Source organism: Roseateles sp. P2_H4 (genome assembly GCF_056403315.1).
Genome location: NZ_JBFUFR010000001.1, coordinates 227,708 through 250,841 on the forward strand (window position 1 = coordinate 227,708; position 23,134 = coordinate 250,841).

General features: G+C 69.5%; 22 protein-coding genes. 11 read left to right on the plus strand and 11 right to left on the minus strand.

Annotated elements, in window-relative coordinates:
* Positions 1-15: 15 nt before the first annotated feature.
* From AC1DW3_RS01110 to AC1DW3_RS01130, 5 genes are all read left to right on the plus strand, one after another.
* Positions 16-549: a MarR family winged helix-turn-helix transcriptional regulator gene (locus AC1DW3_RS01110; protein ID WP_477927836.1), complete on the plus strand. Its 534-nt coding sequence runs from the start codon at positions 16-18 to the stop codon at positions 547-549.
* The gene (locus AC1DW3_RS01115) at positions 546-1,508 is read left to right on the plus strand and encodes a Bug family tripartite tricarboxylate transporter substrate binding protein (RefSeq protein WP_477927838.1); all 963 of its coding nucleotides are present in this window, start codon (positions 546-548) and stop codon (positions 1,506-1,508) included. Before AC1DW3_RS01110 ends, AC1DW3_RS01115 begins: the two co-directional genes overlap by 4 nt.
* Before the next feature lie 28 nt (positions 1,509-1,536).
* Complete coding sequence (locus AC1DW3_RS01120; RefSeq protein WP_477927840.1) at positions 1,537-3,945, plus strand: tetratricopeptide repeat protein; 2,409 nt, start codon at positions 1,537-1,539, stop codon at positions 3,943-3,945.
* On the plus strand, positions 3,942-6,071 hold the full coding sequence (locus tag AC1DW3_RS01125; RefSeq protein ID WP_477927842.1) for an FUSC family protein: 2,130 nt from the start codon (positions 3,942-3,944) through the stop codon (positions 6,069-6,071). Before AC1DW3_RS01120 ends, AC1DW3_RS01125 begins: the two co-directional genes overlap by 4 nt.
* Before the next feature lie 163 nt (positions 6,072-6,234).
* Positions 6,235-7,335 (plus strand): S-(hydroxymethyl)glutathione dehydrogenase/class III alcohol dehydrogenase, encoded by a 1,101-nt coding sequence (locus tag AC1DW3_RS01130; RefSeq protein ID WP_477928043.1) that lies wholly within the window; start codon positions 6,235-6,237, stop codon positions 7,333-7,335.
* 591 nt (positions 7,336-7,926) lie between these two features.
* Here AC1DW3_RS01130 and AC1DW3_RS01135 read toward each other — a convergent pair.
* The 4 genes from AC1DW3_RS01135 to AC1DW3_RS01150 all read right to left on the minus strand — a co-directional run bounded on the left by AC1DW3_RS01135 (position 7,927) and on the right by AC1DW3_RS01150 (position 11,937).
* Positions 7,927-8,235 (minus strand): DUF1272 domain-containing protein, encoded by a 309-nt coding sequence (locus AC1DW3_RS01135; RefSeq protein WP_477927844.1) that lies wholly within the window; start codon positions 8,233-8,235, stop codon positions 7,927-7,929.
* Between the two features lie 2 nt (positions 8,236-8,237).
* Complete coding sequence (locus AC1DW3_RS01140) at positions 8,238-8,918, minus strand: glutathione S-transferase (RefSeq protein WP_477927846.1); 681 nt, start codon at positions 8,916-8,918, stop codon at positions 8,238-8,240.
* An 86-nt stretch (positions 8,919-9,004) separates the two neighbouring features.
* Positions 9,005-9,958: a complex I NDUFA9 subunit family protein gene (locus AC1DW3_RS01145; protein ID WP_477927848.1), complete on the minus strand. Its 954-nt coding sequence runs from the start codon at positions 9,956-9,958 to the stop codon at positions 9,005-9,007.
* Positions 9,955-11,937 carry a lytic transglycosylase domain-containing protein gene (locus tag AC1DW3_RS01150; RefSeq protein ID WP_477927850.1) on the minus strand — a complete coding sequence of 661 codons (1,983 nt, stop codon included), beginning with the start codon at positions 11,935-11,937 and terminating at the stop codon, positions 9,955-9,957. Before AC1DW3_RS01150 ends, AC1DW3_RS01145 begins: the two co-directional genes overlap by 4 nt.
* Before the next feature lie 233 nt (positions 11,938-12,170).
* Here AC1DW3_RS01150 and AC1DW3_RS01155 point away from each other — a divergent pair, with 233 nt between their 5' ends.
* Positions 12,171-12,752, plus strand: a complete 582-nt coding sequence (locus AC1DW3_RS01155; RefSeq protein ID WP_477927852.1) for a DUF4114 domain-containing protein — start codon at positions 12,171-12,173, stop codon at positions 12,750-12,752.
* Here the strand turns inward: AC1DW3_RS01155 and AC1DW3_RS01160 are convergent, their stop codons facing one another.
* Positions 12,753-14,390 carry an alpha/beta hydrolase gene (locus AC1DW3_RS01160; RefSeq protein WP_477927854.1) on the minus strand — a complete coding sequence of 546 codons (1,638 nt, stop codon included), beginning with the start codon at positions 14,388-14,390 and terminating at the stop codon, positions 12,753-12,755.
* Between the two features lie 123 nt (positions 14,391-14,513).
* On the opposite strand from AC1DW3_RS01160, the gene AC1DW3_RS01165 reads away from it, so the two are divergent.
* Together AC1DW3_RS01165 and AC1DW3_RS01170 are read left to right on the plus strand one after the other, a co-directional pair.
* On the plus strand, positions 14,514-15,056 hold the full coding sequence (locus AC1DW3_RS01165; RefSeq protein ID WP_477927856.1) for a 5-formyltetrahydrofolate cyclo-ligase: 543 nt from the start codon (positions 14,514-14,516) through the stop codon (positions 15,054-15,056).
* Positions 15,057-15,071: 15 nt separating this feature from the next.
* Positions 15,072-16,739 (plus strand): cation:proton antiporter, encoded by a 1,668-nt coding sequence (locus tag AC1DW3_RS01170; protein WP_477927858.1) that lies wholly within the window; start codon positions 15,072-15,074, stop codon positions 16,737-16,739.
* Here AC1DW3_RS01170 and AC1DW3_RS01175 read toward each other — a convergent pair.
* The 4 genes from AC1DW3_RS01175 to AC1DW3_RS01190 all read right to left on the minus strand — a co-directional run bounded on the left by AC1DW3_RS01175 (position 16,736) and on the right by AC1DW3_RS01190 (position 19,560).
* Positions 16,736-17,380: a LysE family translocator gene (locus AC1DW3_RS01175; RefSeq protein WP_477927861.1), complete on the minus strand. Its 645-nt coding sequence runs from the start codon at positions 17,378-17,380 to the stop codon at positions 16,736-16,738. The genes AC1DW3_RS01170 and AC1DW3_RS01175 overlap by 4 nt on opposite strands.
* A gap of 174 nt (positions 17,381-17,554) precedes the next feature.
* Positions 17,555-18,085 carry a DUF4199 domain-containing protein gene (locus AC1DW3_RS01180; RefSeq protein WP_477927863.1) on the minus strand — a complete coding sequence of 177 codons (531 nt, stop codon included), beginning with the start codon at positions 18,083-18,085 and terminating at the stop codon, positions 17,555-17,557.
* A 106-nt stretch (positions 18,086-18,191) separates the two neighbouring features.
* Entirely contained in the window at positions 18,192-18,611 is a 420-nt protein-coding gene (locus AC1DW3_RS01185) for a response regulator transcription factor (protein WP_477927865.1), read from the minus strand.
* A 1-nt stretch (position 18,612) separates the two neighbouring features.
* Complete coding sequence (locus AC1DW3_RS01190; RefSeq protein WP_477927867.1) at positions 18,613-19,560, minus strand: LysR substrate-binding domain-containing protein; 948 nt, start codon at positions 19,558-19,560, stop codon at positions 18,613-18,615.
* A 90-nt stretch (positions 19,561-19,650) separates the two neighbouring features.
* On the opposite strand from AC1DW3_RS01190, the gene AC1DW3_RS01195 reads away from it, so the two are divergent.
* Positions 19,651-19,947, plus strand: a complete 297-nt coding sequence (locus AC1DW3_RS01195) for a DUF2917 domain-containing protein (RefSeq protein ID WP_477927869.1) — start codon at positions 19,651-19,653, stop codon at positions 19,945-19,947.
* Here the strand turns inward: AC1DW3_RS01195 and AC1DW3_RS01200 are convergent.
* Positions 19,897-20,424 carry a TfoX/Sxy family protein gene (locus tag AC1DW3_RS01200; RefSeq protein ID WP_477927871.1) on the minus strand — a complete coding sequence of 176 codons (528 nt, stop codon included), beginning with the start codon at positions 20,422-20,424 and terminating at the stop codon, positions 19,897-19,899. The genes AC1DW3_RS01195 and AC1DW3_RS01200 overlap by 51 nt on opposite strands.
* Before the next feature lie 11 nt (positions 20,425-20,435).
* Entirely contained in the window at positions 20,436-21,563 is a 1,128-nt protein-coding gene (locus AC1DW3_RS01205) for a sterol desaturase family protein (protein ID WP_477927873.1), read from the minus strand.
* A gap of 101 nt (positions 21,564-21,664) precedes the next feature.
* On the opposite strand from AC1DW3_RS01205, the gene AC1DW3_RS01210 reads away from it, so the two are divergent.
* Together AC1DW3_RS01210 and AC1DW3_RS01215 are read left to right on the plus strand one after the other, a co-directional pair.
* Positions 21,665-22,234 carry a 5-formyltetrahydrofolate cyclo-ligase gene (locus AC1DW3_RS01210; protein ID WP_477927875.1) on the plus strand — a complete coding sequence of 190 codons (570 nt, stop codon included), beginning with the start codon at positions 21,665-21,667 and terminating at the stop codon, positions 22,232-22,234.
* A 655-nt stretch (positions 22,235-22,889) separates the two neighbouring features.
* Positions 22,890-23,126, plus strand: a complete 237-nt coding sequence (locus AC1DW3_RS01215; RefSeq protein WP_477927877.1) for a DUF1161 domain-containing protein — start codon at positions 22,890-22,892, stop codon at positions 23,124-23,126.
* The last annotated feature ends 8 nt before the right edge of the window (positions 23,127-23,134 follow it).

The window sequence follows — 23,134 nt, forward strand, 5'->3', positions numbered from 1 at the left end:
AACTAAGCTGATGCTGTGAGCAAGACTGACAGCCTCGATGCCGTAACGCCCGAAGGCCTGATGCTGCCCGTGCCCGGCGTGGACTACGGTTCGCTGGACGGCCTGCTCGGCTATGCGCTGCGCCGCGCGCAGAACGCCCTCTATCTCGACTTCTACCGGGCCACCGCCGAGTGGGATGTCAGCCCGCAGCGCTATGCCGCGCTGGTGCTGATTGCGCGCAACCCCGGCCTGCGCCAGGGCCTGCTGGGCCAGGCCATGGGCCTGCACCGCAGCGGCGCGCTGCGCCTGACGGACTGGCTCACCGCCCAGGGCTGGGCCGAGCGCCGCGATGCACCCGATGACGCGCGCGCCTGGGGCCTCTACCTCACGCCCAATGGCAGGCGCCGGCTGGTCAAGCTGGAAGCCGCCGTCGCCGAACATGACCGCACCCTGCTGGCCGCCCTCGGCGAGCAGGGCGCCGCACTCAAGGCCGGCCTGGAGCGCCTCGCCTGGGTCGCCACCGCGCAATCCGCCGCCCCCGACAACAAACCCAGGAGACAGAAACCATGATGGACAGACGCCACCTTCTTGCCGCGCTCGCGGCCGCCCCCTTTGCTGCCCGCGCCCAGGGCCAGCTGCCGCGCATCCTCGTCGGCTTCCCGGCCGGCGGCTCGGTGGACACGACGGCCCGCCGCATCGCCGAGTTCGGCCGCGGCAAGCTGGCCGAGACGGTCCTTGTCGAGCAGAAGGTGGGGGCCGGCGGCCGCATTGCCATCGCCGCGCTGAAGGACGCAGCGCCCGACGGCCAGACGCTGCTGATCAGCCCGTCGTCGATGTTCACCATCTACCCGCATGCCTACCGCAAGCTGGCCTACAACCCGGCGACGGACGTCATCGCCGTCGCGCCGCTGGCCCTGTCCACCTGCGGCTTCGGGGTCGGCCCCATGGTGCCGGCCACGGTGAAGACGCTGGCCCAGTTCGCCGACTGGGCCAAGGCCAACCCGGACAAGGCCGCCTACGCCTCGCCCGCCGCGGGCGCCATGCCCCACTTCCTGGGCAACCAGTTCGAGCATGCCGCCGGGCTGAAGCTCACCCATGCACCCTACCGCGGCGCCGCACCCGGCATGCAAGACCTGATGGGCGGCCAGATCGCCTCGGGCTGCTTCTCCATCGGCGACTTCCTGCCCCACCTCGCCTCGGGCCGCGTGCGCCTGCTCGGCGTGACGGACRAGGCCCGCTCGCGCTTCGTGCCCGACGCACCGACCTTCGAGGAGCAGGGCTTCAAGGGCATCGTCGGCGTCGAGACCTATGGCCTCTTCGTGCCGGCCAAGACGCCGCAGGCCATCGTCGACAAGCTGGCCGAACTGGCCCGCAACGCCGTGCGCGAGCCCAGCGTCATCGAGGCCCTGGGCAAGCTCGGTTTCGAGCCCTTGTCGCTGCCGCCCGCCGACTACACCAGGCGCCTGGCCGCCGAGCGCGACTACTGGGGGCCGGTCGTCAAGGCGTCCGGCTTCTCCTCGGACGATTAGCATGCCGGCTCCACTACATGGAGCCTGAATGCCCTGGCGTCGATTGGCCCTTGGCCTTGCTGTTGGCCTGACCCTGAGTGCCGCGCAGGCGGCAACCGATACCGGCCGCCTGCAGACGCTGCTGACCGAGCAGCAGTACGCGACGGCGCAGACGGACCTGGACGCGCTGTTGCGCGTCCAGCAGCCCGATGCGGCCGAGCGTGGCGTCATCTACCAATGGCTGTTCGCCCGTGATGATGGCGCCGCCGTTGACCGCCGCACGCGCGGCGCGTTGACGGACGCCAAGGCGGAGGCCATCGACCTGCTCGCGGCCGGCCGCCTCGCGTTGGACCGGCGCGACTTCGAGCGCGCCAAGGCCTGCTTCGAGCGCGCACTGGAGAAAGCCACGCGGCCGCTCGACAAGGCGCAAGCCCTGCGCGGCCTGGGTCAGCGCCACTATCAGCTGCGCGAGTTCGATGCCTCGCTGGCCAAGCTTGAACAGGGCATCGCCGAACTTCGCACTGCCGACGGCCTGGCAGCGCTTGCAGACACGCTGATCCGCCTCGGTCGCACCGAGGACGCGATTGCCGCGGCCGAAGGCGCCGTCGCGCTGAACCGCCATCACGAGGCCGCCCACTATCTGCTCGGCAACGGCTATGTGCGCGAGAACTACACCCAACTCGCGGCGCGCCTGGGCGACGGTTTCGCGCCGCTTCTGCTCGATGTGAAGCGGGCCTCCGATGCCTTCGAGAAGGGCGATTTCGACGCTGCCGTGCAGATCAGCCTCGCGGTCCTGCAGCGCTGCCCCCAGCTGGGCCGCGCCCATGCCATCGCGGCTCGCGCCCTGGAGTCGCAACGCTTTCGCATCGACGTCCACCGCGCCGATTACGAGCGCCGCTTTGCCGCTACACCCATGCCCAAGGTGCCCGGCATCGAGCGCTATGTGCTGAACTGGAAGGACCTCTCGCCCCGCCACCAGAAGCGCGTGGCCCTGTCCGTCGCGCCATGGAAGGCCTTCATCCCGGTGCTGGTGGAGGGCGGCGCCACCCACTTCATCAAGCCGATGTGGATGCGCCTGTCCGAGACGCCGCAGGCCCATGCGCTGAAGGACGCCCGCATCGACTACGACTCGCGGCTGTGGGACGACGTGCGCGGCATGGGCGGCCACTTCACCGTCACCGGCATCGAGGACGTCGAGCGCAGCATCTTCGACAAATACAACACCGTGCTGCACGAGCTGACCCACCAGGTCCACGGCGTGCTGACGGCCGACCAGGCGCGCGGCATCGAGGCCCTCTACCAGCAGGCCAAGGCGCGCGATGCCAAGACGCGCAACGGTTTCCTGTCGCGCTACGCCGGCGGCTCGGTGTGGGAGTACTTCGCCGAGGGCGCCAATGCCGAGGCCTCGCCCCGGCGCGATGCCTATGACGGCCGCGAGATCGTGCGCGAGCGCCTCGTCCAGATGGACCCGGCCCTGCGCGCCGCCATCCAGCGCTTCTATGCCCAGCGCGACACGCGCGCCAGCCTGCCCGTGGCCCTGGTCAATGCCGGCAACCAGAAGCTGGAAGACGGCAAGCTGGCCGAGGCCCGGCCGCTGTTCGCGCGGGCGCTCAAGCTCGCGCCCACCGACGAGCGGGCGCTGACGGCCCAGCTCAATGCGCTGGCCATCGAAGGCGATGGCGCTGCCGTCGGCGAGCTGGCCGCGCGAGCCCTTGCCGCCCATCCGCGCAGCGGCGCGCTGCGCGCCGGCGTGGCCGACGCCCTCTGGCATGGCGGACGGCCGCTGGCTGGCGAGGTCGTGCCCGGCCTGGCGCGTGATGTCGAGGCACTGAAGGGCGAGGACCGCTTCCGCGTCGACCTGGCGCTGGCCGACTACCACCGACGCCTCGGCGATGTGCCGCGCGCGCTGGCCGCCTACGAAGCCGTGCTGGCCTACCAGGGCGACCAGCCCGAAGCCCTCTGGGGCCGCGCCGCCACGCTGGCCCTGGACGGCCGCTGGGACGAAGCCTTTGTGAAATACGAGGCCGTGCTGCGCCTGCGCACCGGCCTCGTGCCGCTGCGCCGCGACTATGCGCTGGACCTGCTGCGCGCCGGCCGCCGCGATGCCGCGAGAGCCCAGATCAAGGAGACCCTCCTCCTCGACCCGGCCGACCCCGACACCTTGGCCCTCAAGGGCTGGCTGGCCCTGGCCGACGGCGACGCCGCGGCCGCGCGGCTCGCTGCCGAGCAAGCATTGCAGCTGGGCCCCTGGAGCGATCTCGGCGTCATCGTGCAGGCGGCTGCGCTGCAGGCCTTGGGGCAGAGCGAGGCCGCGCAGACGGCGCTGGCGCCGCTGAAGCAGCGCGTCGCCAGCAACGCGCCGCCGCAATACGTCTACCGTCCGGAAAAGTCGGGCTGGTTCTCCGTGCATGAGCTGCCGGCCAGCGAGYGCAAGGTGATGGAGCTCCTCGTCAAGTGAGATTCCTGAAGCGGCTGGAAGCCGCCCATCTGAACGGCCTCAGCGTCGCCCTCGGCGTCGCGGCCACGCATGTTCTCGTCGGCGCGCTGTTCGGCGAGACGGCCGGCCTCGCGGCCGTCGGCGGCGCCGTCTGCGCCAGCCTGACCGATGTGCCCAACCCGCCCCAGCGCGTGCTGCCGCGCGTGTTGCCGGCGGCGGCGGCGGCGGCCGTCGTGACGCTGCTCGTCGGCCTGGCCGACAACTCGCTCACGCTGACCGTGGCGCTGGTCGCCGTCGTCACCTTCCTGTCGCTGATGGCCCTGGCCTGGGGCCTGCGCGCCGGGCCGCTGTCGTTCGCGCCGGTGCTGGCCATGGTCTTCGCGATGGCCTGGGACCGCACCGCCGGCGCCGCCTCGCCCTTGGAGCATGCGCTGTGGGTGGGCCTGGGCGGCTGCGTCTACGCCGGCTGGGCGCGGGCCAGCGCCGTCGTGCTGCGCCACCGCCTGCGTGAGCTGGCGCTGGCGCATGCGCTGCGCGCCACCGAGAAGCGGCTGCGTTCGCGCGCCGAGCGCATCGCGGGTGCGGTGGGCGGGGCCGAGGCGCGCATCCGGGCCTCCATCGCCGACGACGTGTTGCTGGCCGACGCGCTGCAGGCCGCGCGCGACCAGGTCTTCGCCGCGCGCCGCTCGCCGCGCAGCCGCCGCCAGACCGACCTCGTGCTCGGCCTCATCGAGCTGCGCGACCTGTTGCTGGCCAGCCGGCTGGACACCGAGCTGCTGGGCCAGGACTTCCCCGGCCGCCAATGGCGGGCCGCGCTGGCCGACGCGCTGCGCCACCTCGCCGACGTGCTCGCCGCGCTGGCCGACACGCTGGCCTACGGCGCGCCGCTGCCTGAGGTGTCGGCCGAGGCCTGGGCGAAGCAGCTCGCCGCGCGGCTGGCCGATGTCAACGCACCGGCGGGCGACTCGCGCAGCCACCTCGTGTCGGCCCTGCAGTCGCGCGTGGGCCATATGCTGGACGACGTCGGCGCCATGGTGGCGCGCCAGGCCGCTCCCGACCAGCCCGACAGCCCGTGGACGCCCGAACGGCTCGCGCCCTTCGTGTCGCCGGAGGGCTGGCCGCTGGCGGCCCTCAAGCCCCACCTCAACCTGCAATCCGGCGTCATGCGCCATGCGCTGCGCTCGGCGCTCGCGCTGTCGTTCGCCTATGCGCTGGGCGCGGCACTGCCCTGGGCCGCCCACCCCTTCTGGCTGATGTTGAGCGTCGCCGTCGTGCTGCGTGGCAACCTGGAGCAGACGCTGTCGCGCCGCAACGAACGCATCATCGGCACGGTGCAGGGCTGCCTGCTCGTGCTGCTGCTCGCGCATGTGCACTGGACGCCGCTGCTGAGCCTGTGCTTCATCGCCGCCGTCGGCACGGCGCATGCCTATGTGAACCGGCGCTACCGCGTCGCCGCCACGGCCGCCACGCTGATGGCCCTGCTGCAGCCGCTGATGCTGGCGCCGGGCAGCAGCCCCTTCATCGGCGAGCGCCTGGCCGACACCGTCATCGGTGCGGGCCTGGCCTGGCTGTTCAGCTTCGTGCTGCCGTCCTGGGAGCGCGCCGCCGCGCCGCGGCTGGGCGCGCAGCTGCGCGGCGCGCTGGCCCGCCATGCGGCCAATATGCTGCGCTGGATGCCGAGCGCCGAAGAGCAGACCGCCCAGCGCCTGAGCCGCCAGCAGGCCTACACGGCACTGGCTGCGCTGGCCGCCACCGCCCAGCGCACGCGTGTCGAACCCGAAAGCGTGCGCCTGCCCGAGGCCGAGATCGAGTCGGCGCTGAGCCACGGCTACCGGCTGATGGCCCTGCTCGGCGCCGTGCAGCATCAGGTGCAGCGACGCACCGAGCGCCTGGATGCCGCCAAGGCTGAGGTCGCACTGCCGCTGGCCCGCACGGCCTGCGTGGATATCCTCAAGGGCGAACCGGCGACGGGAACGGACCCGGCCGAGATTCCCGACGGCGATGCCGGTGCCTGGCCCGAGCATCTGGGCCAGCGGGACCTGACACCCTGGCTGCTGCGGCGCTTGCGCCTGTGCCGCCACGAGGCGCGCGAACTCGTCGCGGCGCTGGACCGGCTGCCTGCCCCTCGCCCAGTCCCGCCGCGCTGAACGCGGGCGACCCTGGTCGGTCCCCCGAGGGGACGGCGATGCTCACGGCATTGAGCCGCGAGCACATCGCCCGCGGCCCGGCTAGGGGCGGCCCGGCGCTCGGCCCGCGGTTTAATGCGCGGTGAGTCATATCGCGTAGCGCTAAGGAGCAATTGACGTGAGCATCCAAACCCGAGCCGCCGTTGCCTGGAAGGCCGGCCAGCCGCTGACCATCGAGACCCTGGACCTGGAGGGCCCCAAGGAAGGCGAGGTGCTGGTCGAGGTCAAGGCCACCGGCATCTGCCACACCGACGACTTCACGCTGTCGGGTGCGGATCCCGAAGGCCTGTTCCCGGCCGTGCTCGGCCACGAGGGCGCGGGCGTCGTGCTGGAGAGCAAGGTGCCCTGGCTGAAGGCGGGTGACCACGTCATTCCCCTCTACACGCCGGAATGCCGCGAGTGCAAGTTCTGCCTGAGCCGCAAGACCAATCTCTGCCAAGCGATTCGGTCCACGCAGGGCAAGGGGCTGATGCCCAATGGCACCTCGCGCTTCTCGCTGAACGGCGAGCCCATCTTCCACTACATGGGCACCAGCACCTTCTCGAATCACATCGTCGTGCCGGGCATCGCGCTGGCCAAGATCCGGCCGGACGCGCCCTTCGACAAGGTCTGCTACATCGGCTGCGGCGTGACGACGGGCGTGGGCGCCGTGCTGTTCACGGCCAAGGTGGAGGCGGGCGCCAATGTGGTGGTCTTCGGCCTCGGCGGCATCGGCCTGAACGTCATCCAGGGCGCCCGAATGGTGGGCGCCAACAAGATCATCGGCGTGGACATCAACCCGGCGCGCGAGGCGATGGCGCGGCAGTTCGGCATGACTGACTTCGTCAATCCGAAGGACGTGGGCAATGTCGTCGACCACCTCGTGCAACTGACCGACGGTGGCGCCGACTATTCCTTCGAATGCGTCGGCAATGTGCAGCTGATGCGCCAGGCGCTGGAGTGCACGCACAAGGGCTGGGGCCGCAGCATCATCATCGGCGTGGCGCCGGCGGGGGCCGAGATTTCCACGCGGCCGTTTCAGCTGGTGACGGGGCGAAAGTGGGAGGGCTCGGCGTTTGGTGGCGCGAGGGGCCGGACCGATGTGCCCAAGATCGTCGATTGGTATATGGACGGGAAGGTCAAGATCGACGAGCTGATCACGCACAAGTTGCCGCTGGAGAGGATCAACGAGGGGTTTGAGTTGATGCGGCGGGGGGAGTCGATTCGGTCGGTGGTGGAGTTTTGAGGAGGTCTTTGCCCAAGGCTTCATGACTCGGTGCAGTGAGCCGGGAATCCGCCCCGGCAGGGCGGGTAACTTTTCTCTGACGCGCCAGAGAAAAGTCACCAAAAGAGGAGCGCTAACGCAATCCGCACTCGAGCGGGATCAAGCGCTCGCTTTGCTCGGAACTGGACGGCGCCGTCACGCGACCCGCTTCGCTCTCGCTGCTGTCCCTGTGACGAGCACCGTCCATCGCCCCTTCATGCCCTTAACGCCGGCGGCACGCCGGGCTCATCAAGAAATACCGAACAGCCGCGTCGCCCGAGCGACGCTGCATTGGGCTGTTTTGGTGAGCACGGCGTGCAGCCGCGCGTTAAGAGGTGCAGTGCGGCGACCAGCGCCGACGGTGACAAGTCAGACGCGAGAGCGCAGCGGTTCGCTTCTTCAAGAAATGGAACTGAGCGTTTTCGCGCGCCGTTCAAGGCAGCATGGTGCTCGAGTGCGGTTCAGGGCCTCTTCTTTGGTGACTTTCTTCTGGCCCCGCAGAAGAAAGTTACCCGGCCGCCGGGACGGACTCCCGGCAATGCATCGATCAGCGGCGCTCTTCGCAAAAGCGTCCTACCGCTTCTCCGGCGGCAACCCCTGCAGCGACTCCACGAGCCGCGCGTGCGCCTCCAGATCCACCGGCCTCAACTTCGACACCGTCCTCGCCGGATAGTCCCCCAGATAGTTGCTGCCTTTCCAATTGCGGACCGGCCTCACCGGCCTCGGCACAAACCCGCCACCGCAATTCGGACAGACATTGCTCAGCAAGCCCTCCGCGCAGTCCGAACAGAACGTGCACTCGAAGCTGCAGATGCGCGCCGCCGCCGATTCCGGCGGCAGGGCGACATCGCAATGTTCACAGCTGGGACGCAGCTCCAACATGATCAGCGGCTCTTCCGATAGGGCTCGTCTTCGACGATGAAGTCCTGCTCGCGCATCGAATCCGCGATCCAGTCCTCGACCGCCGGATGGGCCAGCAGCGCGTCACGGTAGGCCGCAGCGGCCTCCGACACCGGCAGGCCGAAGCGGCTCAGCCGCACCGCCACCGGCGCAAAGTAGGCGTCCGCCGCGCTGAAGGCGCCGAAGAGGAAGGGCCCGCCGCTGGTCTGCAGCGCATCACTCCAAGCCGCATCCAGCCGCGCCACGTCGGCGCGCAGCGCCTCGTCCTCGGCCCAGAGCCTGGCGCCGACGTCGGGGAAGAAGACCTCGATATTCATCGGGCAGACGGTGCGCAGCCGCGTGAAGCCGGCATGCATCTCGGCGCACAGGCTGCGCGCGCGGGCACGGGCCTTGGCGTCGCGCGGCCAGATGGCGTGCTCGGGGTGGCGGTCGGCGATGTACTCGGCAATCGCCAAGGTGTCCCAGACCGTGAAGCCGTCGTCCTCGACGACGACGGGCACGCGCTGGGTCGGCGTGACGCCGGCGATGACGCGGGTCCATTCGGAGTCCGGCGTGAAGTCGAAGCGCAGCTTGACCTCTTCAAACGGAATGCCGAAGGCCGCCAGCAGCACACCGCTGCGCATGGACCAGGACGAGTAGTTCTTGTTGCCGATATAGAGCTTCATGACGGGACTGCGGTGGGACAAGCACCCGAGCTTAGGGGCCGCAGCGCGTCGCCGGGTTGATCAATCCGCAACGGATTGATGCGTACTCAGTGCCTGGCGCGCCACGCATCCAGCCGCGCGACGCCGCCGTCGCGCGACAGAKAGGTCGGCAGCACCGCCTCCAGCGAGGCCGGCGTGATGCCGAGTTCGGTCAGCCCGGGCAGCTTGCCGGTTGGCACATTGGGCACGCTCAGCGACGCGAGGTTGTCGCGCGACAGCAGGGGCTCGCCGGGCAGGCATTCCATGGCCAGGGCCTGCAGCGTCGCCAGCGCATGGGGCAGGCGCAGGATCGGCCGTTCATGGCCTGTCACGCGGCCCGCCAGTCGCACCAGGTCGGCCAGCGTCAGTTCGCGCGTGCCGGCGATCTCATAGGTCTGGCCGATGGATTCGCGACGCAGCAGCGCCTCGACCAGGGCCCGGGCGAGGTCCTGCACCCACACCGGTTGCAGGCGCGCGTCCGCGCCGCCCAGGGGCATAAAAGGGAAGAGCGCCTGCAGCCGCGCGAACAGGTTGACGCTCTTGTCGCCGTCGCCAAAGACCAGCGATGGGCGCAGCAGCGTCAACTCCAGCGGGTGGGTCTGCGTGGCCACCTGCAGCACGGCCTCGCCGGCGGCCTTGCTGCGCAGATAGCGCGACGGTGCATGCTCGGCCACGCCCAGGGCGCTGACATGCACGAGGCGCTTCGCGCCGGCGTGGCTCATGGCATGGGCGATGCGCCGGGGCAGCTCCACATGCACATGCTCGAAGGCGGCCGCGCTGCCCTGCAGGATGGCGACGAGGTTGACGACGGCGTCATGGCCCGGCACCAGGGCGGCCAGGTCCTTGAAGACATCGGCCTGGATGACGGTGACACCGGGCAGGCTCTGCACGCTTTGCGCATGAGGCAGGCGGCGCGTGGGCACCGTGATGCGCACGTCGGCACCGAGGCGCCGCAGCAGTTGCTCGCACAGCGCGCGGCCGACAAAGCCGCTGCCGCCCAGGACCAGGACGTTCAGGCTCATGACTTGCCATCCCCCACCGCCGCTGGCGGCACATCGCTGACGTCCGCGGCGCGCGCACCGGCCGGGCCGACGCTGGCGCCCAGGCGCTCGCGCAGCTTGGTGGCCGGCAGGCCCAGCACCTGGGCATAGACCGCGCCGCCGAGCAGCACCTTGCGCACATAGTCGCGCGTTTCGTTGAACGGGATGTTCTCGGCCCAGATGGCCGCGTCGATGACAGGGCCGTCGCGCCAGCGCGCGGGCCGGCCGGGGCCGGCGTTGTAGGCCGCCGCGGCCAGGGCCTGGGCGCCTTCGAAGCGGTCCAGCACCAGCTTCAGGTATTGGGTGCCGATGCGCAGGTTGAAGTCGCGGTCGTGCATGCGCTCGGCGTTGTAGTCGATGCCGGCCTTCTTGGCCGTCCACTTGGCCGTCGCGGGCATGACCTGCATCAACCCGGCCGCGCCGACGTGGGAGCGCGCGTCCAGCACGAAGCGCGACTCCTGGCGGATCAGGCCGTAGACATAGGCCGGGTCGATGCCGCTGGCCTGGGCCTCGCGCTGCAACTCGGCGCGGTGCGGCGTGGGGTAGCGCTGGGCGATGTCGATCTCGGTCTTGGTGCGCTCGCTGGTGTTGATGCAGCGGTCCCAGACCTCGCGGTCGCAGGCCTCCTGGGCCGCGGCGAGCAGGGCGCGGTCGCCCATGCCGCGCAGCGAGAAATTCCATTCGCGCACGCCTTCGCTGCGCAGGCCGAGGTCGATGAGGGACAGCGCGCGCGTCAGGCCCGCATGGCTGCGCGCGCTGCGGCGTTCCTCGGCCGTCAGCGGCGCGGGCGTGGGCGGCAGCGGCGTGGGCAGGCCGAGGTCCTCGGCGGCCAGGCGGCCGAAGTAGTTCAGCGGCGTCGAGGAGAGTGTGGTGAGCTGCACGCGGGCGCCGTGGGCGTCGCCTTGCTGCCGCGTCGCGCGGGCCTTCCAGTAGGCCCAGGCCGGGTCGCGCTGCTCGTTGGCGCTCATGCGCTCGATGGCGCGCAGGGCCAGGGCGGGTTGCTTGGCGCGCAAGGCCGCGCGGGCGGCCCAGGCGGCGGCGTCATCACTCCAGGCCAGCTCGGGCGCCAGCTTGTCGGCGCGCTCGAAGGCGGCCAGGGCACCATCCTGCAGGCGCAGGGCCGACTGGCGGCCGATCTGCACCCACAGCCAGGCCTGCAGCTCGGGCGGCAGCTTGCTCCATTTGTCGCGCAGCAGGCCGGCGGCCTGGTCGGGGTCGTTGGCGGCGACGCGGGCCAGGGCCAGGGCCGTCAACTCGGCCTCGGGGCGTGGCGAGGTGCGGGCCTGGCGCGTCAGGTAGCGGCCGGCGTTGTCCTGCAGTTCGGCGAGCTTCTGGTCCAGCGGCTTGGTGGCCAGCAGGGCGACGGCCTGGCGCGCGGCGCGCGGGCGGCTCTGTTCGGTGGCCTGGCGCGCCTTGGCCCAGACGGTGTCGGGCTTGAAGAGGCCGGCTTCGACCATGGCAGTGGCGAGCTGCTGGCAGCCGTCGTCGCCGTCCTTCTGGGCCATCCAGGCGGCCTTTGCGGCGTCTGCATCGATCTTGGTGCCGGCGAGATGGTCGGCCAGCAGCCCATAGCAGGCCACCTCGCGGTCGTCGCGCATCTGGTAGCTCGCATGGTCGCGGCGGAAATTGAGCCAGTCGCGGCGGCGGCCCAGTTCCAGCAGCCAGTCGTTGCGCAGCCTGTCTTCGACATAGCTGCCGGGGTAGCGCGCATAGAAGGCGTCCATTTCCGGCTGGCGCACCTCGGCCAGCCGCGCATTGAGGTCGAAGTACTCGACCCAGCCTGCCAGCGGGTGGTTCTGGCTGCGGGCGGCCTCGGCGAAGGTGGCCAGGCGCTTGCGGTCGCGCTTGACCCAGGCATCGCGGGCCTGCACGGCGAGGTCGGCATCGGCGGGTGGCGTCGGCGGGGCGGCGTCGGCGCTCAGGGCTACCGACAGCAGCAGGGCGAGTGCCCCACGGCTCATGTGTTTCAAGACTCGACCACCCATCTGACTCATGCGCTTCACGCCCCGCGACTGCTTCACTTGGCGTGCGCTCCGGCCAGCTGGCCGAGCGCCGCGCCTGGTGTCTGAATTTAACCCAGGGAAACCCGTGGCTTCGCGCTTTACGCAGGCGGGCGCTCTGCCCACGAGTTAGGGGCTGGAGATAGCGCTATCTCTTCCGTAATCTTGGCCGCCAGTCAGCCAGGAGACCGTTGATGAAGACCGCCGCACGACGCCTGTTGATGGGGGCTTCGGCCACGCTGCTGAGCCTGGTCGCCCAGGCCAACCCGGACATCTACCCCACGCCCGGCACCCCGGCGCCGGTGAGCAGCTTCACGGCGGGCGCCAGCGGCCTGCTGGTGGCCTACTACACCGGCGAGGCCGGCGGCTTCACCAACCTCATCGGCGCACGCATCAATGGCGTCGACGGCGCGGCCGGGCTCAGCAACCACGGCAGCGCCTATGGCCAGACCTTTGTGCTCGGCAAGGTGACGGCCGGCGACAGCCTGGTGTTCTTCATCGACGCCAACAGCGGCGCGGCGCGTTACTACAGCGACGTCAGCCTGAACGGCGACGGCGTCAACCATGCCTGGGCAGCGCCCTTCGCCGGCGATGCCCAGGTACCGGCCGGCACCAACATTGCCTTCGAGGACCTGCCCAGCGGCGGCGACTTCAACTACCGCGACCACAGCTTCGTCTACCAGATCACGGCCGTGCCCGAGCCGGCGAGCTGGGCGCTGCTGCTGGGCGGCGTGGCGGGCTTGACCTGGCTGCGCCGCCGGCAACTGCGCCGCTGATCAGTCCGCCGCGTCCGGGTTCCAGCCCTCGATCTCGAAGCGCAGCCGGCCGCGGATGCCGGGGTTGGTGGGCTTCATCTTGCCGTTGGTGGCGACGGCGCTGCTGTCGAAGGGCACGCTGACCTCGATGCGGCCCGACTTGAGCTGCTTGGCCGCGATCTCGGTGTCGGCCATGGACACGCCGGCGTCCTGCCAGGCGTACTTGACCTTCCAGGCATCGCCTTCATTGGCCGGCGGCACCATCTCCAGGATCAGTGCGTTGCGGAACAGATAGCCGCCCTCGAAGTGCTCGTTGAGCCAGAGCCGCTTCTCGATCTCGTAGTCGGGCACGCGCACGCCCAGCGTCATGCCGTAGGCGAGGGACTTGCGGCGCGGGTTGACCTTGGCGCGGTTGGCGAGGAAGACGCTGCTGAGGTAGAGGCTCGAGTTCTCCTTCCAGTTGGCATGCGCGACGCAGGCGACGGAGTCTTCCTCCGTCGTGCGCCGCGTCAGATACCAGAGCTTGCCGCGTGGCGAGGCCACCACCTCGATCTGGTAGAGCGCGTTGACGGCGCGGCCGGCGTCGGCCTCCTCCTGCACCTTGTCGGGCAGGCGGATGTCGTCGATCTCCAGCCACAGGTCCACGCGCACGTCGCCGAACAGGAAACGGGCCAGGTTCTGGTAGCCCTCCTCGCTGTTGACGATGCCGAAATAGCCCGAGTGGGCGCGGTAGACGACGGCCTTGGCGCACTGGTCGGTGATGTTGCCCTTGGCATCCAGGCCGCACAGCGTCGCGTTCTCGATCTTGACCAGGCCGTCGCTGCCATGGCCGACGAAGCTGCGCGACATGCCGGCCGCGGCTTCATAGTCCAGCCGGTTGCTGCCGATCAGCGTGAACACGCGCCGCGACGGGAAGCGTGCCTCGGGGATGAGGTCCACGCGCTTGTGCTTCTTGGCTGCGGCCGCCAGGTCGAGGTAGGCCGGCATGCGCTTGTCGCGGTCGAAATTGGAGATGTCGTTGACGCTCAGCCAGGACGGGATGTTCTGGCCCAGCACGTCGATGCCGTTGTGCGGCGTCGCGTAGGTGAAGAACTTGTCGACGTGCTGGGCGACCTTCTCGGTGTCCAGCGCCACGTTCTGCAGGAAGGCGCGGCAGACCAGGCCGCCCATGGAGTGGGCGACGAGATAGCAGCGGAAATCGGCCTCTGCGATCTTGTTCTCTGCGTTCTTGCAGACCAGCTCGCGCACGCGGGCCACGAGCTTGGACAGGCCCTTGGCGAAGTCCTCGATCTCCGGTGTCTTGTTGTTGCCGAGGTAGGAGGACGCGGCGTCGTAATAGCGGTAGATGACGATGCAGCGGCTGCCCAGCTTGTTGTCGGTCGGCTTGCCCAGGGAGTCGGCCTCCCACTCGGGGTCGACGATGTCGTAGCCGTCCTCGTAGACATCCTGGTAGCCGTACTCCGAGGCCAGCCGCACGACGGGCGACTCGAAGACGTATTTGCGCGGCCTGTCGGTCTTGTTCGGCACGGCGCGGTACATCGTCGAGCCGAGGTTGAAGCCGCAGAAGGGGTCGGCCGTGGTCTCGTCGATCTCGCCGCGCGACATCGCGTAGCCGCGCACATAGATGATGGGGTGGTAGGGGGTGTGGGGCGTGGACATGGCGGCTTCGCGGGGTGAAGACGACGGCGACCATAGCGCCGGGCAGCTCCTGTGGACCATCCCGCGCATGGCCCGCATCCTCAGGGCTGAGGAGCGACATGAGCCCTGGGTTTTAATAGACCGATGAGTGCTGCCCACCCCGACCGCCCTTCACTGCGCCGCGAACTGCTGGCCGCGCGCCGCGACTTCGCGGCCGGCCCGGCCTTCCAGACCGCCCAGGCGGCGCTCGGCGCGCCTCTGCGCGAACTGCTGGATCAGCTGGAGCCGGAGCTGGTGGGCGTCTACTGGCCGCTGCCGGGCGAGTTCGATCCTGGCGCCTTGCCCTGGCCCCGGGCGCTGCCGTTTGCGCGCCGCGAGCCGGCGGAAATGGTCTATCGCCGTTGGGACGGCGGCCCGACGACGGCCCAGGACGAATGCGGCATCGCCACGTCGACCGGCGCGGTTGCCGTGCCAGACGTGGTGCTGGTGCCCTGCGTCGGCTTCACGCGCGAGGGTTTTCGCCTTGGCTATGGCGGTGGCTATTTCGACCGCTGGCTGGCGCTGCACCCTGGCGTGACCACCATCGGCCTGGCCTGGTCGGCGGCCGAAACACATTTCCCGGTCGAGGCGCACGACCGCGCCTTGACCCTCATCCTGACCGAGCGCGAGCTCATTTCCCCCGATTGAGAGGACCCCCGCAAGATGCATGACGGCATGACCCTGATCTCGACGCTGGCCGCCGCCTTTGGCCTGGCCCTGGTGCTGGGCCTGCTCGCCCAATGGGCGCGGCTGCCCGCGCTGGTGGGCTATCTGCTGGCCGGCGTGCTGATCGGGCCGCACACGCCGGGTTTCGTCGGCGACGTGCATCTGGCCCAGCAGCTGTCCGAGGTCGGCGTCATGTTGCTGATGTTCGGCGTGGGCCTGCACTTCTCGGTCGGCGACCTGATGTCGGTCAAGGGCATCGCCCTGCCGGGTGCGCTGGTGCAGATGGCCGCGGCCACCGGCATGGGCGCGGCGCTGGCGCACTGGTGGTGGGGCTGGGCGCTGGCGGCGTCGCTCATCTTCGGCCTGGCGCTGTCGGTGGCCAGCACGGTGGTGCTGCTGCGCGCGCTGGAGTCGCGCGAGCTGCTGCATACCGGCAATGGCCGCATCGCCGTGGGCTGGCTCGTGGTCGAGGACCTGGCCATGGTGCTGGCGCTGGTGCTGATCCCGGTGCTCGGCCCTGAAGATGGCCAGGGCGGTGCCGGCGGCAGCGCGCTGTGGCTGACCATAGGCAAGACGCTGCTGGCCGTCGTGGTGTTCGTCGCGGTGATGCTGGTGGCCGGGCGGCGCCTGCTGCCGTGGATGCTGTGGCAGGTCAACCGCACCGGCTCGCGCGAGCTGTTCACGCTGGCCACCGTGGCCGCCGCCATCGGCCTGGCCGTGGGTGCGGCGGCGCTGTTCGGCGTCAGCGTGGCGCTGGGTGCCTTCTTCGCGGGCCTGGTGCTGCGCGAATCGGCCTTCAGCGAGCGCGCGGCGCACGAGAGCCTGCCGCTGCGCGATGCCTTCGCCGTGCTGTTCTTCGTCGCCGTGGGCATGCTGTTCGACCCGCGCATCCTCATCGACCAGCCGCTGGCCGTGCTGGCGACGGTGGCCGTCATCCTGGTCGGCAAGACGATTGCCGCCGGGGCGCTGGTGCTGCTGCTGCGCTACCCGCTGTCCACCGCGCTGACGGTGGCGGTGAGCCTGGCGCAGATCGGCGAGTTCAGCTTCATCCTGCTCGGCCTGGGCCAGAGCCTGCACCTCGTGCCGCCCGAGGCGACCAGCCTGATCGTGGCCGGCGCCATCGTGTCCATCGCGCTGAACCCGGTGCTGTTCTCCGGCGTGGAGCCGCTGCGCCGCTGGGTGCTGAAGCGCTCGGCCTGGGCCCGCCAGCTGGAGGCTCGCGACGACCCGCTGGCGGAACTGCCGCCCGACACGCCGCAGAGCGCGCTGGCCGGCCAGGTCGTGCTGGTGGGGCATGGCTCGCTGGGCACGGCCCTGCATGACGAACTGGGCAGCCGCCCGCTGGTCGTCATCGACCACGACCGGGAGGTTGTCGAGAAGCTGCGCGCCGCCGGCCATGCGGCCGTGCTGGGCGAGGCCGGCGAGGCCATGACGCTGGTGCAGGCCCATATCGCCCAGGCCGCCTGGCTGGTCGTGGCCGTCAGCGATGTGCGCGTGGTGCCGGCCATGCTGACGCTGGCGCGTCAGCTCAACCCCGAACTGCGCTGCGCCGTCGTCGCCCACACCCAGGAAGAGGCGCAGTGGCTGAAGGATGCCGGCGTCAACGAGGTGCTGCGCGCGCAGCAGGCCATGGCGCAGGCGCTGGCGAGGGTGGTGGCGGCCTAAGCCTTCTGCTTGGTGCCGCCGAAAGCCGCGTAGAGCCCCAGCGCGAAATACACCAGCGCCGACACCCAGCGCCCGCTGCCGGCCGCGCCGCGCAGCAGCGGCTTCATCCAGCCGGCCAGCAGCGCGTAAAGGCTGTCGGTGACGGCGGCCACGGCAACGAAGAGGATGCTGAGCGAGAGCGCCTGTACGGCCTGCGCCGCCTGCGAGCCCTCGGGGTGCAGGAACTGCGGGATGAAGGCGGCGAAGAACAGCGTCGTCTTGGGGTTGAGCAGCGCGACGAAGAAGCCGTCGCGGAAGAGCTGGCGCGGCGTGGCCGGCGTGGGGGGCGCGCCGTTGGCCGTCGCGGCGGGCTGGCGCAGGGCCTGGATGCCCAGCCAGATCAGATAGGCCGCGCCTGCCCAGCGCACCGCCGTGAAGGCCAGCGACGACACGGCGAACAGGGCCGCCAGGCCGATGGACGCGCCGACCGCATTCGTCAAATTGCCCAGGGCCACGCCGGCGACCGACGCCAGGCCCGCCGTGCGCCCCTGTGCCAGCGTGCGCGCGACGATGAAGACGACGCCAGGCCCGGGTGTCAGCGCGAGTACGAGCGTGGCGATCAGGAAGGCGTAGAGGGCGGCGCCGGTGGGCAGCAGGTTCATGTCAGTTTTCCATTCACATTCGTGGTGCCGGGGTGTTCCGGGCCGAGCGCCGGGCCGCCCCTAGCCGGCCCGCGCTGGCGATGTGCTTGCCGGTCGAGCCGGCAAGCATCGCCGTCCCCTCGGGGGACCGACCAGGCTCGCCCGCGTTCAGCGGCGCGGGACTGGGCGAGGGGCTTACTTCCTTGCGGCCATGAAACGGGGGTTGCGCAGCAGCGCCGCAGATACCAACGACACCAGCAGGCCGACCGGCACGATCTCGGCCATGGTCATCGGGAAGCGGAACAGCGGGTTGGCGTAGTTGCGCTTGAACTCGTCCATCTCGGCCGCCAGCTTGGCCAGCTCGGCCTCGGGCAGGCCCTTGGCCTTGTTTTCGGCCATGTACATCTTGACCCACTCGGTGCCGAAGTCCAGCTTGGTGACGGCCAGCGTCACCTCCCAGGCGGCCGCATAGACGACGCCGGCGACGAGGCTGATGGCCAGGCCCAGCGCGAAGGCGGGCCAGAAACGGATGACGCCACCGAGCTCGTCGTCACGGCGGCGCTTGATGGCGACGAAGACCAGGCTGAGCGCGACCAGCATCAGCGTGTAGCCGATGACCATGCCGTGAGCCGGCGGCGCGCCCCGATTCAGGATCAGCAGCGCGAACAGCGGGATGCCGGCAGCCAGGCCGGCGACGGCACCGAAGGACAGGATGGTTTTCAGCATTGGGACCTCATGGCGGATTGGAAGAGCCGCCATGGAACGATGTTCGGGCCGCCGGGGCCATCGGACAAATGGGTGATTTCGCTGAAATCGCCTGAAAAACAGCGGCTTAGCGCAACAGGCCCAGCTCCCGGGCCTTCAGGATGGCTTCGGTGCGGCGCCGCGCCTCGAGTTTTTCGTAGAGCCTGGCCACATGCGTCTTGACCGTGTGCGGCGACACATTCAGCTTGTCGGCGATCTCCTTGTTGCTCAAGCCGGCCGCCAACTGCTCCAGCACTTCCAGCTCGCGCGGGCTGATGCCCAGCGTCGCTTGCGCCTGCGGGTTGCCGGCGAAGGGTTCGGCCGGCGGCGCGCCACGGCCGAGCAGCTTGACGCCTGCCCAGGCCCCCAGGGCCAGGAAGACCAGGGCGATCAGCGCGATATAGACCGTCTCGGACTGGGCGCGGGCGAGGTGGCGGTAGTCCAGCCATTGCAACAGCGCCGTGCCGGCCGCCAGGGCCAGGCCGTAGAGAGCCGCGCGCTTCCACATGCTAGACCCCCGCCACCTGGGCCCTGGTGATGGCGGCCTGCTCGCGTACCCAGTCGGCAAACTGCTGCACCTCCGGCCGGCGCGCGGCGTTCGGGCCCAGCATCATCCAGTAGCTGAAGGGGCTGCCCAGGCGGCCGGCCTTGCCGAAGGGCTCGACCAGCTCGCCGCGCGTCAGGTGTTCATGCACCAGCGGCAGCCGGGCCAGGGCCACGCCCTGGCCGGTCAGCGCGGCCTGCACCTGCTGGTAGGTGAAGTTCAGGTAGAGCCAGCGGCGCGGCTGCAACTCATGCTCGCCCTGTTCGGTCAGCCAGCGCCGCCAGCTCAGGTATTCGGCGCTGGGGCGCGGGTCGTCTTCCTCGGCCAGCGCGTGGCCGGCGAGGTCGGCGGCGCGCTTCAGCGGCGCGGGCGGGTTCTGCAGATACCAGGGGCTGACACAAGGCGACAGCAACTCCTCGAAGAGCTGCTCGGCGTCGGGCGTCACCGAGGGGCGGTCGTCATAGCGCAGGGCCAGGTCGCTTTCGCCATCCTCCAGGTCGACCTTGCGGTCATAGGCCGACACGCGGATGTCGATGTCGGCATGCTCGCGCTGGAAGGCCTCCATGCGTGGGATCAACCACAGCGACGCGAACGACGCGAAGGTGCTGACATTGACGACGCGCCGGCCGCGCGAGCGGCGGATCTGGCGCACGGTCTGGTCCAGGCGCGACAACACGGCCACGGCGGTGGGCAGCAGCACCGCGCCGTCGCTGGACAGCTCCACCTTGCGGGTGCCGCGCAGGAAGAGAGTGCAGCCGATCTCTTCCTCCAGCGACTGGATCTGCCGGCTGATGGCCGACTGCGTCAGGCTCAGTTCCTCGGCCGCCGCGCGGAAGGACAGCAGCCGGGCCACGGCCTCGAAGGCGCGCAGGGGACCGACCGAGAGTGGGCGTTGGCGGATTGGCTGATTCATGCGTGAATGGTATCAATCGACGCCGCGGAGTCATTGGACCGTCTTGGGCAATCTAAGCAGAATCCCTGACATCAACCGAGGAGTCTCATCATGAGCGACGCGCAATCTGTTTGGCATCTGGACGGTGGCCGGGCCATGACCCTGGCCGGTGGCGCCGAGGCGCGCCGCCTGGCGGTGGCCCGCGGCCGTGTGTGGCTGACGCTGTCGGGCACCACCGACCAGCCGGCCGAAGACAAGTGGCTGGAGGCCGGCGAGGCGCTGGCCCTGGCACCCGGCCAGACGGCCGTGCTGGAAGGCTGGCCTGCGGCCGACTTCGAGCTGCTGGTGCCGCCGGTCTCAGCCACGGCGAACCGCGGCTTTCTTGGCCGCCGGTTTTTTGGCGGCTGATTCAGAAACCGCAGGCTTGGCCGCCCGCTTCGCGATGGCGGCTGATTCAGGAAGCGCAGGCTTGGCCGCCCGCTTCGCGCTGGCGGCTGAGGTCTTCTTCGCGGCGGTCTTTTTGGCCGCCGCAGGTTTCCTGGCCTTGGCCGGCTTCTTGGCATTCGCCGTGCGCAACGCGGCCTCGAAGGCCAGCCTGGCCCAGGGCTGCATCAGCGGCGGCGATTCCAGCGCCTCTTCGGGCGGCTGGTAGTAGCTGATCACCTGTCGCTCGCCGGTCTTGGTCGCATAGCTGAAGGGCTGGCAGCCCGCCGCGACAAAGCGCTCACGCGTCACGTCGTCGGTCTTCAGATAGAGCTGGTTCTGGATGACCAGGGCCATGAAGAGGCCATCCACATACAGGCCGTGGCCGCCGAACATGCGCAGCGGCCGCACCGGGCCCAGGGGCTGCAGCAGTTCGATGCAGAGTTCGATGTAGGGATCCATGGCGCTTGCGTTCAGCCCTTCCACGTGAACGGAAAGTGCAGCTGGCGCAGGAAGCCGTCCGGCACATAGTCGCCCAGCACGCCGTAGTGCTCCGGCCATTTGCGATCCGACTGCACGGCCGTGCCGAACAGGTGGTCAAGAAACGCGAAGTGAGCCGCGTAGTTCTTGTCCAGCGCTTCCTGGTCCTGCGAGTGGTGCCAGTGGTGGAAGTTGGGCGTCACGATGATGTAGCGCAGCGGCCCGAGGCGCACGCTGACGTTGGCGTGGTTGAACACCGCCTGGAAGCCGACGACGACGATGTAGGCGTCGATGACCTCCTTGCTGAAGCCCAGCACGAAGATGGGCGCCAGCACCAGGGTGCGGGTGATGATGAGCTCCAGGATGTGCTGGCGCGAGCCCGCCAGCCAGTCCATGCTTTTCACGCTGTGGTGCACGGCATGCAGCCGCCACAGCATGGGCACCTCGTGATAGGCCCGGTGCGTCCAGTACTGCACCAGGTCGGCGACCAGGATGATGAGGAAGAGGGCGATGGGGAAGGGCAGGCCCTGCACCCAGCCCTGGATGCCGTCCTTGGCCGCCCAGCCGAAGAATTTGTGCACCAGCAGATTGGTGGCCAGCATCACGAAGCCGACGGCCAGGTGGTTGACGATGAAATGCTGGAAGTCCGTCTGCCACTCCAGGCGGAACACCGGCTGGTCGCGGCGCAGCGCGAACAGCTTCTCGATGAAGACGAAGATCAGCGTCGAGCCCAGCAGGTCGAGGATGAACCAGTCCAGGCCGACATAGGGCGTGTGGTCGGGGAAGTTGGGGTCGACCTCGACCTTGTGGCCGCCCAGGGCCAGCGCCAGGCCCAGCAGCACAAAGGTCCACAGTGCCAGCCAGCGCATGCGGCTGAAGACGATGTTGAACAGCGCCAGCCCGCCCGACAGCACCAAGGCCCAGTACAGCAGGCGCCGGATCACGTCGACGTTGTAGGACTGGCGCAGCTGCGGCGTCGTCAGGTACTCGGGGAAGTGGAAGGCCAGCACGCCGAGAAAGCACAGGATGGCGAGCGTGAGCGCGATGACGCCGCTGATCATGCCGCGGCCCGGCTTGAGCGCGCCGCTCGATTCGCTGAGCTGATTGAGCTTGTCCAGCATCTGTTGTTCTCCCTGCGTGATGGTTGCGTGGCACGACTTTAGTGATGCCGGCCCATGGCCCACAATGGCCAGATTCCCAGGTTCGCAAGGAAGTCTCACCCTTGGACGCCAACGACCGCGCCGCCATCCGGCACAAGCTGATCGAACAAAGGCTGGCTTTGCCCAACCGCCTGGACCTGGCCGCCGAGCTGCAGGAGGTGCTGAGCGTCTGGCTGCTGCGCCGCCGCGAGACCACCATCGGCGCCTACTGGCCCATCAAGGGGGAGTTCGATCCGCTGCCCACCCTCTACCGCTGGGGCGAAAACCATCCCCATCGCCGCATCGGCCTGCCGGTGGTGGACAAGGTGCACGGCACGCTGCGCTTTCATGTCTGGTACCCCGGCTGCCCGATGGAGGAAGACGCCTTCCACATCCCCAAGCCCAAGGACACCGAGGAATTCAAGCCGCAGCTGATGCTGGTGCCCTGCCTGGGCTTCGGGCCCGCTGGCCTGCGGCTGGGCTATGGCGGCGGCTTCATGGACAAGACCCTGGCCGAGATGCAGCCGCGGCCGGCGGCGGTGGGCATTGGCTATGCGCATGGGTTCCTGCCGTTGCTCAAGCCCAGTGCGCTGGACATGCCGCTGGATGCGATGCTGACGGAGGAGGGGGTGGTGTGGGATCGGGAGGGGTGAGTGAGTGACTTGGGTTGCACTTGCGGGGGATCCTGCCTCATCGATGCATTGCCGGGAGTCCGTCCCGGCGGCCGGGTAACTTTCTTCTGCGGGGCCAGAAGAAAGTCACCAAAGAAGAGGCCCTGAACCGCACACCAGCACCACACGGCCGCGTTGCGGCGTGCAACAGCCAACGCGGCATGCCCACAAGCGACCCGCTGCGCTCTCGCGTCTGACTTGTCACGACCAACATCCATCGCACCAGCAGCCCGTCCGACGCGCGGCTGCACGCCGGGCTCACCAAAACAGCCCAATGCAGCGCCGCCCGAGCGACGCGGCTGTTCGGTATTTGTCGGGCGTCGGCGTGCAGCCGCGACTTAAGCGGCGTGAAGGTCCGATCGCTGGTGCTCGGCACAAGTGGTGGGCGAGAGCGCAGCGGTTCGCTTCGGGGTGCAGCCCGCTTCGAGCAACGCGAGCACCTGATCCCGCTCGAGTGCGGATTGCATTGAGCGCTCCTCTTTTGGTGACTTTTCTCTGGCGCGTCAGAGAAAAGTTACCCGCCCTGCCGGGGCGGATTCCCGGCTCACTGCACCGGGTCGAAAGGCTCTCCACAAAGGCAAACGGATGGGTCGGCCTGTCTCACAATCCAATGTCCGTGTTGCCACAAGCAAATCCAATGTCCAAGCCCACCCTGCTGATCCTGAGCGCCGCCGCCGCCCTGCTGCTGACCCAGGCCGCCCACGCCGCGTCCAAGCCCTGCGACGAACTCAAGGCCGAGATCGCCGCCAAGCTCGACGCCAAGGGCGTCAAGGGCTATGAGATCAATGCAGTCGACAGCGACAAGGTCGGCGACGCCAAGGTCATCGGCAGCTGCGACGGCRGCGCCAAGAAGCTGACCTACGTGCGCAAGTGAATGGAGCG

Excerpts from the sequence above, each read along its gene's own strand:
- AC1DW3_RS01200 (WP_477927871.1), bottom strand. The coding sequence starts at position 20,424 with ATGGATCCCTACATCGAACTCTGCATCGAACTGCTGCAGCCCCTGGGC.
- AC1DW3_RS01135 (WP_477927844.1), bottom strand. The coding sequence starts at position 8,235 with ATGTTGGAGCTGCGTCCCAGCTGTGAACATTGCGATGTCGCCCTGCCG.
- AC1DW3_RS01205 (WP_477927873.1), bottom strand. The coding sequence starts at position 21,563 with ATGCTGGACAAGCTCAATCAGCTCAGCGAATCGAGCGGCGCGCTCAAG.
- AC1DW3_RS01190 (WP_477927867.1), bottom strand. The coding sequence starts at position 19,560 with ATGAATCAGCCAATCCGCCAACGCCCACTCTCGGTCGGTCCCCTGCGC.
- AC1DW3_RS01185 (WP_477927865.1), bottom strand. The coding sequence starts at position 18,611 with ATGTGGAAGCGCGCGGCTCTCTACGGCCTGGCCCTGGCGGCCGGCACG.
- AC1DW3_RS01165 (WP_477927856.1), top strand. The coding sequence starts at position 14,514 with ATGAGTGCTGCCCACCCCGACCGCCCTTCACTGCGCCGCGAACTGCTG.
- AC1DW3_RS01140 (WP_477927846.1), bottom strand. The coding sequence starts at position 8,918 with ATGAAGCTCTATATCGGCAACAAGAACTACTCGTCCTGGTCCATGCGC.
- AC1DW3_RS01180 (WP_477927863.1), bottom strand. The coding sequence starts at position 18,085 with ATGCTGAAAACCATCCTGTCCTTCGGTGCCGTCGCCGGCCTGGCTGCC.
- AC1DW3_RS01150 (WP_477927850.1), bottom strand. The coding sequence starts at position 11,937 with ATGAGCCGTGGGGCACTCGCCCTGCTGCTGTCGGTAGCCCTGAGCGCC.
- AC1DW3_RS01155 (WP_477927852.1), top strand. The coding sequence starts at position 12,171 with ATGAAGACCGCCGCACGACGCCTGTTGATGGGGGCTTCGGCCACGCTG.
- AC1DW3_RS01160 (WP_477927854.1), bottom strand. The coding sequence starts at position 14,390 with ATGTCCACGCCCCACACCCCCTACCACCCCATCATCTATGTGCGCGGC.
- AC1DW3_RS01170 (WP_477927858.1), top strand. The coding sequence starts at position 15,072 with ATGCATGACGGCATGACCCTGATCTCGACGCTGGCCGCCGCCTTTGGC.
- AC1DW3_RS01195 (WP_477927869.1), top strand. The coding sequence starts at position 19,651 with ATGAGCGACGCGCAATCTGTTTGGCATCTGGACGGTGGCCGGGCCATG.
- AC1DW3_RS01175 (WP_477927861.1), bottom strand. The coding sequence starts at position 17,380 with ATGAACCTGCTGCCCACCGGCGCCGCCCTCTACGCCTTCCTGATCGCC.